This window comes from Rhizobium sp. PEPV16, from assembly GCF_008919455.1.
Taxonomy (GTDB): domain Bacteria; phylum Pseudomonadota; class Alphaproteobacteria; order Rhizobiales; family Rhizobiaceae; genus Rhizobium; species Rhizobium leguminosarum_Q.
Window position 1 is genome coordinate 3,715 of sequence record NZ_VSZV01000226.1, and the last position, 11,425, is coordinate 15,139.

The 11,425-nt window shown below is 61.4% G+C and carries 8 protein-coding genes; 6 read left to right on the forward strand and 2 right to left on the reverse strand.

All coding sequences use genetic code 11. The annotated features are described in order from the left end of the window. The first annotated feature begins 91 nt into the window (after positions 1 to 91). The 5 genes from FY112_RS07545 to FY112_RS07565 all read left to right on the forward strand — a co-directional run bounded on the left by FY112_RS07545 (position 92) and on the right by FY112_RS07565 (position 6,448). Positions 92 to 1,315 carry a sugar ABC transporter substrate-binding protein gene (locus FY112_RS07545; RefSeq protein WP_131643266.1) on the forward strand — a complete coding sequence of 408 codons (1,224 nt, stop codon included), beginning with the start codon at positions 92 to 94 and terminating at the stop codon, positions 1,313 to 1,315. Positions 1,316 to 1,358: 43 nt separating this feature from the next. After that, positions 1,359 to 2,285: a sugar ABC transporter permease gene (locus FY112_RS07550; protein WP_151518096.1), complete on the forward strand. Its 927-nt coding sequence runs from the start codon at positions 1,359 to 1,361 to the stop codon at positions 2,283 to 2,285. Next, positions 2,275 to 3,159: a carbohydrate ABC transporter permease gene (locus FY112_RS07555; RefSeq protein WP_094088237.1), complete on the forward strand. Its 885-nt coding sequence runs from the start codon at positions 2,275 to 2,277 to the stop codon at positions 3,157 to 3,159. The genes FY112_RS07550 and FY112_RS07555 overlap by 11 nt, the downstream gene beginning before the upstream one ends. Before the next feature lie 201 nt (positions 3,160 to 3,360). Next, positions 3,361 to 4,290 carry a substrate-binding domain-containing protein gene (locus FY112_RS07560; protein WP_151518097.1) on the forward strand — a complete coding sequence of 310 codons (930 nt, stop codon included), beginning with the start codon at positions 3,361 to 3,363 and terminating at the stop codon, positions 4,288 to 4,290. Between the two features lie 16 nt (positions 4,291 to 4,306). Beyond that, positions 4,307 to 6,448: a methyl-accepting chemotaxis protein gene (locus FY112_RS07565; protein WP_151518101.1), complete on the forward strand. Its 2,142-nt coding sequence runs from the start codon at positions 4,307 to 4,309 to the stop codon at positions 6,446 to 6,448. Positions 6,449 to 6,520: 72 nt separating this feature from the next. Here the strand turns inward: FY112_RS07565 and FY112_RS07570 are convergent, their stop codons facing one another. Both FY112_RS07570 and FY112_RS07580 read right to left on the reverse strand, forming a co-directional pair. Beyond that, the gene (locus tag FY112_RS07570; RefSeq protein WP_131643262.1) at positions 6,521 to 7,783 is read right to left on the reverse strand and encodes a DUF3422 domain-containing protein; all 1,263 of its coding nucleotides are present in this window, start codon (positions 7,781 to 7,783) and stop codon (positions 6,521 to 6,523) included. 357 nt (positions 7,784 to 8,140) lie between these two features. Further along, positions 8,141 to 9,427, reverse strand: coding sequence for an ABC transporter substrate-binding protein (locus FY112_RS07580; RefSeq protein ID WP_151518098.1), 1,287 nt, complete (start codon positions 9,425 to 9,427; stop codon positions 8,141 to 8,143). A gap of 191 nt (positions 9,428 to 9,618) precedes the next feature. Here FY112_RS07580 and FY112_RS07585 point away from each other — a divergent pair. Then, positions 9,619 to 11,425 (forward strand): hypothetical protein (locus tag FY112_RS07585; RefSeq protein ID WP_151518099.1); only part of this gene is annotated, 1,807 nt, incomplete at its 3' end.

Genomic DNA, 11,425 nt, shown 5'->3' on the forward strand with positions numbered 1-11,425 from the left:
GACGTTACCGTCCCGGTGATCGAGATCGTCCTCAAGGCGTGAACTCGGTCGCACGCGCGTATTCATTGCGTCATGGAGGGAGGAGAAACCCATGAAGGTTCTGAAAAAAACGCTTTTGCTTGCCACTATCGGTGGCAGTCTTTTTGCCACGGCCGCGTCGGCCGAGCAGGTCAACCTGACCTGGCAGATGTGGACTGGCTCCGAAACCGACACCAAGAGTTGGCAGCACCTGGCGGAGATGGTGAGTGCCAAGTATCCCGATATCAAGGTGACGCTGACGACGACGGGCTGGGTCGACTACTGGACGCGGCTGCCGGTGCTGGCGGCATCGGGACAGCTCGCCGACATCGTCTCCATGCAATCGCTGCGCATGCCGAACTTCTATTCGCTACTCGAGCCCCTGAATGACCGGATCGAGGCCGATAAGTTCGACGTCGCCGCCTTCACACCCTCAATCATCGGCGGTATGTCCGTCGACAAGCAGCTATACGGTCTGCCTTATGACGTCGGTCCGTGGGTCATCTATTATAACCAGGACGCGCTCGAAGCCGCTGGCGTTCCGCTGCCGAAGCCGGGCTGGACGCTTGCCGAGTTCACCGATGCCGCCAAGAAACTGACGAAGGACGGCAAGTACGGCTTCGGCATCACCCCGACGAACTATTCGGTCCTGGCCGCGGCCTGGGGTAATAAATACGTCAACGACGCCGGCGAGCTTGATTTGACCAGTGCGAGCGCAGTTGCTGCCGCCGACAGGCTGATCGGCTTTGCCGCCAGGGATAAGATCGCGCCGCTGGTTCCCTCGGGTGGCGCGAATCCCGGTGATGTCGTCCAGGGCCGGTTCAATTCGGGCAATGTCGCCATGTATATCGACGGCCCCTGGTCGATCATCGGCATGAAGGGCCAGGCGAAGTTCAAGATCGGCCTCACCACCCTGCCGCGCGATGAGGGCGAACTTTCGGCCGTCACCGCAGGTTCCGGTTTCGGCATTTCCACGACGAGCAAGAACAAGGACGCGGCCTGGAAGGCGATCCAGGTGCTGACCAGTCCGGAAGCCTTATCCTATCTCGCCGAACAGGGCCGTGCCTTGCCGGCGCGGACGGCGTCGCAATCGGCCTGGTATAAGGTGGCGGCCAAGGACATCACCAACGGCGGCGAGGCCATCGACTATTCCCTGGCGCACTCCGTGCCATACGTGATCACCACCAACTGGGCAGCGGTGGAAAACCTCTTCAACCAGTATTTCCCGCCGGCTTTCGCCGGCAGCGCCGACGCCAAGCAGACGATGGAGTCCATCCAGACCCTTGCGCAGCAATAGAGCCAGCGCGTCCGACTGGACGCGCCGTCGCATGGAGGAAGACATGTCGCAAAGCGCTGTTGCCGAAGTTACCTTGCAGCCCGGTCAGCCACGGCGCTTCCTGAAGCCAGAGACGCAGACAGCAATGCTGTTCCTGCTGCCGAGCTTCCTCGGCTTCATGGTCTTCATGGCCTTGCCGATTCTGGCGTCGCTGGCGCTCAGCTTTACCAATTGGCAGCTGATCTCGACACCATCCTTCGTCGGCTTTCAGAATTACATCAGGCTCTTCACTGTCGATCCGGCCTTCTACACCGTGCTGAGCAACACGCTGTTCTTCGCCGTCGAGTATTTGGCGCTGAATATCATCGTTTCGCTGACGCTCGCGGTCTGGATATCGAGCCTGAAGCGCGGCAAGGCGATCTTCCGGGTGATCTTCTTCCTGCCGGCCTTCACGCCGACGATCGCGGCGTCGGTGGTCTGGCTGTTGATCTTCACGCCGGACGGGCTGGCCGATACCATCATCCGCGCGCTCGGCCTCGGCCTGCCGAATTTCCTGCTGAACTCGACCTGGGCCATGCAGGCGGTCGTGCTTGTCACCCTATGGGCGAATGTCGGCTATAACGTCGTGATGTTCAACGCCGCCCTCGACCTCGTGCCGAAGCATTATCTCGAGGCGGCGACGATCGACGGCGCCAATGCCTGGCAGCGCTTCTGGCGCATCCGCCTACCGCTCATCTCGCCGACCATCTTCTTTGGCACCGTGATGACGGCGATCACCTCGCTGCAGGTCTTCGACGAGATATTCGCGATGACGCGCGGCGGCCCGGGCTCGGCAACGGCGACGCTCGGTTTCGCCGTCTACCAGAAGGGCTTCACCAACTTTCAGATGGGCTATGCCTCCGCATTGGCCTGGGTGATGTTCGTCATGATCATGGCGCTCACCATCCTGCAATTTCACATGCAGCGCAAATGGGTGCATTATGACGATTGATCCGACCTCACGGCACCCGCATTCCATGTCCCAGCATCGTCACCGCCTATTGCGGCGCGTCGGCACCTTCGTCAGTTACACGGCGCTTTCGCTGATCGCGCTGCTTTTCCTCTTCCCCTTTTTCTGGATGGTGTCGAACGCGGTGCGTTCCAATGCCGAGGTGATGGCCGTGCCGGTCCGCATCTTGCCCGAAGAATATCATTGGGGAACATTCGTCGAAGCGCTGGTTTCCCTGCCGTTCGGAACCTTCCTGTTGAATTCCTTCGTGGTCGCCTGCGGCGTTACGGCGATCGTGATTGCGGTATCCTGCCTGTCGGCCTACGCCTTCGCCCGGCTGAGGTTTCCCGGCCGGGAGGGGCTGCTGCTTACCTATCTCAGCACGCTGATGATCCCGCAGGTGATGCTGGTCATTCCGCTCTTCCTCATCGTCAGCAAGTTCGGCTGGATCAACACCTATCACGGCATGATCCTGCCGGTCGCCTTCAGCTCTTTCGGCACCTTTCTGCTGCGGCAGTTCATCCTCGGCATTCCCAAGGATCTCGACGAGGCGGCGATGATGGACGGGGCTTCGCGCCTGCGCATCCTGGTCACGGTCATCATTCCGCTTGCCATGCCGGCCATCGGCCTGCTGGCGCTATTCACCTTCATCGCACAATGGAAGAGTTTCCTCTGGCCACTGATCGCCACCAGCGGCGTCGAAATGGCCACGCTGCCGCTCGGGCTCACCCTGTTCCAGACACAGCAGGGCACCGCGTGGAACTACATCATGGCCGGTGCGACGATCTCCATGGTGCCGGGTGTCATCCTGGCCATCGTGCTGCAGAGGGTGATCTACAAGGGTATCACCGTCAGCTCGGGCTTTGGTGGGCGCTAATCTTCATAAGATCAAAGATTTAAGGGTATCGGATCAAGCTTGGCGTGATGCCCTTCAAGTCCGGTCAATCGCTGCCGAAGAAGGTTCTGCTGCCGCGGCAAGATCATGCCCTCGCAATTAACTTTTGCTTCCGGAAGAAAAGTAAAATTTAACCAAACTTTGAAATAACCCCTTCATATCCGAATTGCGCCAGGGGAATTCATGAAAACGGCTACGCTTGCATCCATCGCCTTGGCGATATCGATCTCTGCTGCCCATGCCCAGACGATCGGGGTTTCGATGTCCGATCTCGACAAATTCAGAACAGCACTTCTGAACGGCGTCGTCTCGCATGGACAGACGATATCAGGCCTCAAGCTCGTCACCGAAAGTGCCAAGGGCGACAACGAGCTCCAGAAGAAGCAGGTCCAGCAGTTCGTTGCCGACAAGGTCGACGCCATCATCGTTGCCGTCTCCGATGGCGATCTCGGGCCGCAAATGACCAAGATTGCCGCCGATGCGGGCATTCCGCTGATCTACATCAACAACGTCCCTTCCAACCTCATGGACCTGCCGGACAATCAGGTGGTGGTGGCCTCCAATGAGAAGGAGTCCGGAACGCTGGAGACCAAGCAGGTCTGCACGCTCCTCAAAGGCAAAGGCCGCGTCGTCGTGCTGATGGGCGAACCCTTCCACGCGGCCGCCCGCGCCCGCACCCAGGACATCTCCGACGTCATCGCCACCCCGGATTGCAAGGGTCTTCAGATCGTCGAGCGGCAGGCCGCCTATTGGTCGAGCGATTATGCCGACCAGCAGATGCAGGAATGGCTGTCGGCCGGCGTCAAGTTCGACGCGGTCATCGCCAATAATGACGAGATGGCGCTCGGCGCGATCCGGGCCATGAAGAAGAACAATATTCCGATGAAAGATGTCGTCGTCGCCGGTGTCGACGCGACCGATGACGCGCTCGCCGCGATGGTGGCCGGCGATCTCGACGTCACCATTCTCCAGAGCGCCGTCGGACAGGGTGCTGCCGCTGTCGACGCTGCCGTCAAGTTGATCCGCAAAGAGAAGGTGCCGCGCGAAAACAACGTTCCCTTCGAACTCGTCACACCTGAGAACATTGCCACCTATCTGCCGAAGAGCCAGTGAGCATAAGAGGACTATGATGTTGCATTTCTGGAATAATTTCGGCATTCGCGCACAGATCACCTCCGGCTTAGTACCATTGATCCTGTTGATGAGCCTGCTCACGATCAGCGCGATCTCGGGTATGAACGGGCTCGCCTCGATCTTCTCGTCCTATCGCGTCACGGCCGGCCAAAGTCTCGCCATCTCGGACTATAGCGACCAACTGAACGAGATTCAGATGTCGGCGGAAGCCTTCCGCTCCACGCCGACGCAGGCTGTCGTCGACCGCTTCCGCGCCGGCGTGAAGGCGTTCGACGCCGACGATCCGCGTTTTGCCGGCAACAAGGACCTGCAGTCCGGTCTTGCGGCGATCCGCCAGGACATCGCCACCTATGGCAAGGCTTTCGAAGAAATCGTTGCGCTGCAGGCCAGGCGTGATGCCTTGATCTCCAAGGTCACCGAATTCGGCCCCTGGACCAGTATTGCGCTCAACGATGTCGTGCGCAGCGCCTGGCGCCAGAATGATGTGCCGCTGCTGCAGATGACGGCGGCGACACTGGAGGCGTTGAACCGCAGCCTCTATTTCTCCGAACGCTTCGTGCATTCCGATGATTTTGCGGCCTATGACACGGCGCAGGCAGCACTGGCCGAAGCGGTCGCGCTCAACGAAGCTGCCGCAAAAGCCGCAAAGAACGAGCTGCAGAAGAAGCGCCTGATGGGCGCCGGCCAGCTGATGCAGAATTACACCGCCCGTCTCGGCGACATGAAGGACGTGCTGCAGGCCTCGGGCAACATCCGCCAGACGCAGCTCAGCGTGCTCGCGCCGAAAATCTCGGATGGCTTCAAGGATCTGCAGGCAACCGTTACCGGTGCGCAGAAGACCCTTGATGGTTCGGTGGACGCAACGGTTGCCTCCGCGACCAGCACAACGCTGGTCATCAGCGGGCTGCTGATCGTTATCGGCCTCGTGCTTTCCTATTTCGTCGGCCGGCTGATTTCCTCGGCGGTGCGCAACATGGCGCAGTCCATGGAGCAGCTTGCCCGCGGTGAGGAAGGAATTGTGATAACGGGCGTCGAGCACCGCCACGAGCTGGGGGCCATGGCGCGTTCGCTGAAGGTTTTCCAGGAAACGGGGCGCGCCAAGCTGATTGCGGAAGCCAATGCCGAACGCGCCCGCCTGGCGGCCGAAGAAGAGCGGCTGCGCCAGGAGGCCGAGCGGCTCAGCGATGCGCAGGTGATGGAGCATGCCTTCCGCCAGATCTCTGTCGGGCTGGACGCACTCTCGAAGGGCGACCTCACTGTCCGCGTCGGCGAAGTCGACCATCGCTATGTCAGGATCCGGGATCATTTCAACAATTCGGTCGCGAGCCTCGAAGAGGCGGTTGACGCCGTCATCCGCGCGGTCGGCACCATCCGATCCGGCCTTGCGGAAATCTCCACCGCTTCCAACGATCTCGCCCGCCGCACCGAGCAGCAGGCAGCCTCGCTGGAGGAGACCGTCGCGGCGCTGGGTGAAGTGACCCGCGGCGTCAATGGAACGGCGGAGGGTGCAAGCCGCGCCCAGGGTGTTGTGGCAACCGCCCGCACCAATGCGGAAAAGGGCGGCGAGATCGTTGCCCGCGCAATCGATGCGATGACGGAAATTCAAAATTCGTCGTCCAAAATCGGCAACATCATAAGCGTCATCGACGAGATTGCCTTCCAGACCAACCTGCTGGCGCTGAATGCCGGCGTGGAAGCGGCGCGCGCCGGCGAGGCGGGCAAGGGCTTTGCCGTCGTCGCCCAGGAAGTCCGCGAGCTCGCCCAGCGCTCCGCCAACGCGGCAAGGGAGATCAAGCAGCTGATCTCCACCTCCTCGGCGCAGGTCAAGACCGGCGTTCAGCTGGTAGGCGAATCCGGCCTTTCGCTCGAACAGATCGTCGAGCAGGTCACGGCCATGAATGCGACCGTGGCCGAGATCGCCGTTGCCGCCCGCGAGCAGGCGACCAGCCTGCGCGAGGTCTCGGCTGCCGGCGACCAGATGGACAAGGTGACGCAGCAGAACGCCGCGATGGTCGAAGAGACCACGGCGGCTGCCCAGAGCCTGACCCATGAAACTGAAAGCCTTGCCGAGCTGCTGCGGCGGTTCAGGACGGGCAGTGGCCGGGCATCGGAACGCCACTACGCAATGGCATCCTGACGTTCTTCCGGTACAGCTAAGAAAACGCCGCCGTATCGAAAGGGCGGCGGTGAGCGAGTATCTGACGCCGCGTCAGTGGCTCTCGGATGCAGGGCTGTTGGAGTGGCCGGCAATGCTCTTTCGAACATGACGAACTGCCGCCCAGACGGCGAAGAGCACGAGCGGGATGGCGCCGAGAACGGCGAGCTTCGTCACGTGCGGATCGACGCCCAGTTCAGAAATGCTTTCCAGGCAGATCTTTGCGAGGCCGACGGTGTAATAGGTAATGGCGATGACGGAGAAGCCTTCGACCGCCTGCTGGATATGCACCTGGATGCGCGCCCGCTCTTCCATTGAGGTCAGCAGTGAGGCGTTCTGATCTTCGAGCTGCACCTGCACGGTGGTTCTAAGGAGGTCTCCGGCCAGGCTCACGCGTTCGGCCAGTTCATCGAGGCGGCGTTCGGCGGCGTGAACCGCACGGACGGCCGGCTGAAACCGCCGGTCGATGAAGGTGCCGATCCGCTGGCGCTGCTCGACGCGCTCCTCGCGCAGCTCCGACGATCTGCTCGCGACGATCTCGGCATAGGCTTTCGTCGCGCCGAAGCGGTGGCGGGCGAGAGCGGAGAAATTGAGCACATCCGACGAAAGCTTGGTGACCTCGGAAAGCAGGGCTTTGTCGACCTTGACCGCACTCTGCATATGCGAGATCAGCAGGTCGAGGCGCCGGTCGAAGATCGAGAGCTTCGACACCGTCTCGCGCGCCATCGGCAGCGCCAGTAGCGCCATCATCCGGTACGTCTCGATCTCCAGGAAACGCCTGACCATCCGGCCGGTGCGATAGGCGTTGAGATTGCGGTTGAAGAACAGGAATTCCACGAAGCCGCTGTCGGTCAGCCGGAAGTTCGAATGCACTTCAGCGTCGCCGCCACCGACCTGTGAAGCGACATAGTCGAGCTTCGGTTTTTCCGGACGCTGCCCGTCCTTCTCGTCCCGCACGAGCACCCGGACCGCCGCGATGACCTTTCCGTCGATCTGACGGCAGCAGGCCTGAAAGGCTTCCGGCGGATTGCTGCCGGGCTCGGCCGACGCGGGAACGACGAAGGTCAGCGTCAGAAACTCGGTATGCGCCTCCCACTTCAGCCGGCCATCGCCGATGCGGCCGATGCCGTGGTTGCCTTCGCGGGTCGTGGAAACGTCCTCCAGTCCCGGCAGGGAATTTGGTAACTGAGGAGGGGCATTGTCGCCGACGATGGCGACGTGCCACACATCCGTGTCGCCATCGAAGTAAAGCGACGGCCGCGCGTGGAGCTCGTTGTGAAGTTCCCTTCGCAGCGGATGCTCGGAGCCCATCGGCATGGAAATGCACCTCTATACGGATGGACAGCGCTGGGTCGCCGGAGGTAACCGGGTTGCCGGCATTTGTGAGTTGACCATGGCGCCTGCGAGCCGGCGAAGGCTGACAACGCCTATAACCTCTCTCGAACCGCGTGTCACCATTCCTTCGCCAGTCGCCGCCGTTCCCAGCATCGCGCCGCGGAACTGGCGACGCTACATTTCCTGGCGGCAGTTGTAGTGTGGTTCAGATCGTCGACAATTGGAAACCGATCAAAGTGTCGGAGAGGACGCCAGGCAGGGCGAAAAACGATCAGCCACGGCCCGTTGCGAGGCCGTGGCTGACGCAGCGCGCAATCTGTGGGAGACAGGCGCGGCCGGTTACTTGTTGGCGGCGAGCGCCACGTTGACCTTGTCGACGTCCGCGCTCATCGCCTTGAAGGTGTCGTCGAGGGAAAGCTCGCCGACGATCAGCTGGCTCATCCGCTGGACGATCAGCTGATAGATGGCGGAGGAGCCCTTGAGGCGTTCCAGGTCGCGGGCTGCCTTCGGTGCGCTGTTGCGGCTTCCGAGGAAGACGGCCATGGCATCCTTGGCGTTCTTGCTCTCGAGCTTGTATTGCGGGTCCTTGATGTCGGCGCCGGTCAGGATGACGTAGTTTTCGGCGATTTCACGCTGGACCTTTTCAGAGCCGAGGAATTCGATGAAGGCGGCGACGGCCTCCGGATGCTTGGTGCGCTTGAAGCCGACGATCGCGGTGCCACCGGGCATCGCATAGCAACCGGCATCGCCGCAGGGGGCGCTGATCGCCGTCCAGTCGAAGGCGTCGCCGATCTTCTTCTGGAACGGATTGACCATCCAGTTGCCGGCGACATACGTCACGACATTGCCGTTGACGAATTCGTCGCCCATGTTCTTGTACTGGGTTCCGCCGGCCGCACCCCACATTTCCTTGGGGAAAGAGCCGTCCTTCGTCCAGTTGTAGAGATCGGTGATGTAGCGCTTGGCGGCATCGTCGGGGAACGAGAACTTGCCGTCCTTGACGTAATTCGAGCCGTAGGAGAAGGCCGCGCCGGAGAAGCGATGGCCCGAGCGGTCCATCGTGAAGGGGATCTGGGCGCCGGTCGCCTTGGCGACGCGCGCCGAGGCTTCGACGATATCCTTCAGCGTGGCTGTCGGCTTCGGAAGCGGTTCATTCGCCTGTTCGAAGAGCGTCTTGTTGACGAAGGGCAGGTTGAAGGTCTGCGACGCGACATAGCCGTTGATCGAGTTCGGATCGTTGACGCCCGGGAAGCGAAGCGTGTTCAAGCTTTCGCCATGCAGCTTGGCGAAGCCATCTGGGTCTTTCATCAAGGGGCGCATGTCGAGATAGTAGGGCGCCAGCTGCCAGTCGGTGATCTTGGCGATGTCAGGACCTTCGCCGATGGCAAGCTGTACCGGCAGCTGCTTGGCGACTGCGTCATAACCCGACGAGACGAAATTCACCTTGATGTCGGAATGCGCCGTCTCGAATTCCTTGCTGAGCGCTTCCATCCGTTCGACATAAGCCTGGTCGTCGTCGGTGAAGAGAAAGGTAATCGTCTGGGTTTCCGCCATGGCGACACTCGACCAGGCGAAAGAAGCGGTGACCAGCGCCAGTGCGAAAGCCCCTGATAGATAGGTTTTCATTTTCATCCTCCCATGAAAACATTTTCATCAATCGCGGCCTCAGCCATCGATAAATCAATTTCATATACTTGACATTCGTTCCGTCAAGCTATTTTCTGCGGTAATAGCGATGTTTTTGAGCAATTTGCAAAAATAGCGCGCACAAATAACCTAATGAAAATATTTTCATAGTATTGCGGAGGAGGCGGTCTGTGAAAACGGAATACATCAACCAGCCGGACGAGATGGCGCCAGCATACAGCGTGGCCGAGGGGCAGACGATCACGGCATGGGCCGTTTCCGGCCTGATCGCCAGCTATTTTCCCGGCGAGCCTGCGCCGGCCGAAGACCGCGTGAACTATCGTTTTATCAACGGTTTCGTCGATGTCGGCGACCTGCCCTGCCGCAAGGCCTTCTGGTCGACCATGGTGGGGCGGCCGCTGCTACCCGACACCGCCTGGCCGACCGAAAGCCTCAATCTTCCCGGCTCGAACCGCCGCGTGGAGTTCACCGGCTTCTGGCACGTGCCGACGCATCTCAGGCGATGGTTGAAGGGCACGTTCAGGACGGGGTCCGCGCGAACGCTCAATCTCAGACTGAAGACCTGCGGCGGCGTTCGCATATGGGTCAACGGACAGGAGGCGGTGCGCTTCGAACCCTTCAAGCGCAACACCGAGAGCGCAACCGACATAAAGCTGGCGCTGGACGCCGGCGACAACCAGATTCTCGTCCACACCGAAGACTTGGCCGAGCGCGACACGACGTGGTTCTTCGAGATCGAGATGCTGGACGGCGAGCCGCTTAGCGTGCTGCTGCCTGTATCGCTTGATCAGGATGAGGTTCGCGAGCTGGAAGCCCTTGCGCGCGGCGTCCGTCCGGCCGGCGACGTCTTCGTCAATCAGCCGCTGGAGATCATCTTCGGCACCGCGCCCGAACGCGACTTGCCTGTCGAGATCAAGGTCGTCGGCCATGGTCACGAGCGGCCCGTTCTCGCGCATTCCCGATTGACGCTCAAGGCCCATCAGAGCAGCCTCACGGCCGACGATGTCTGCGGCATTCCGGACGGTTATCACGGCGTGCATATGACGATCGGCTCCGGCACGGGCTCGGTCACTCGCGTCATCGATGCCGCCTTCCTGAGCAGCATTTCTCCGTTGCCATCAGAGGCGTCGCTTGCCGCCCGCAAGCGGCAGGCGCTGGAATACGGCGCCCGCTTCGGCGCCAACCGCGTCGGGCGCCTGATCGCCATGATGGAAACCGGTCACCACGACCAGGAAAGCTTCGACCGCATCATCGACGCGACGCTCGTCTCCATCGATGCGCGGGAAGATTGCTCGGATTTCATCATGGTGCCGCTCTTGTGGCTACTTGGCGCCTATGCCGACCGGATGCCCGATGCCGTGGTGGCTCGCATCCGGCATTCCGTTCGCTCCTACCGTTACTGGGTGGACGAGCCGGGCAACGACGCGATGTGGTTCTGGAGCGAGAACCACGTGCTCTGCTTCCATACGAGCCAGCTGCTGGCGGGACTTCTCCTGCCCGACGAGGTGTTTTCGGCCTCGGGCCGGACGGGGCGGCAGCAGGCGGAACTTGGCCGCGAGCGGCTCGGGCGCTGGTTCGACAGCGTCGAAGCCCATGGGTTGGCGGAGTGGAACTCGGCCGCCTATTACCCGATCGATTTCATCGGCCTGCTGGCGCTGGAGCGCTGGGCTGAGGCGGCGTTGTCAGCGCGCGCCCGCGCCCAGATCGATCTCATCTTCCGGATGATCGCTCTTCATACGCTCGCAGGTGTTCCGGCCGGATCGCAGGGCCGCGCCTATGACAAGGAGTTGCGCGCCGGCCCGCTGACCGAGCTCGCGCCCTTCGCCCAGGTCGCTTTCGGAACCGGCTGGTTGAACAACGGTGTTGCGGCATTGACCATGTTCTGCGCCGGCGGCTACGAGCCGCCCGCCGATCTCGCTGAACTTGCTTCGCTGTCGCGAGGAAGAAGCGTCGAAGCGCGTTACAGCCAGGGGCTCG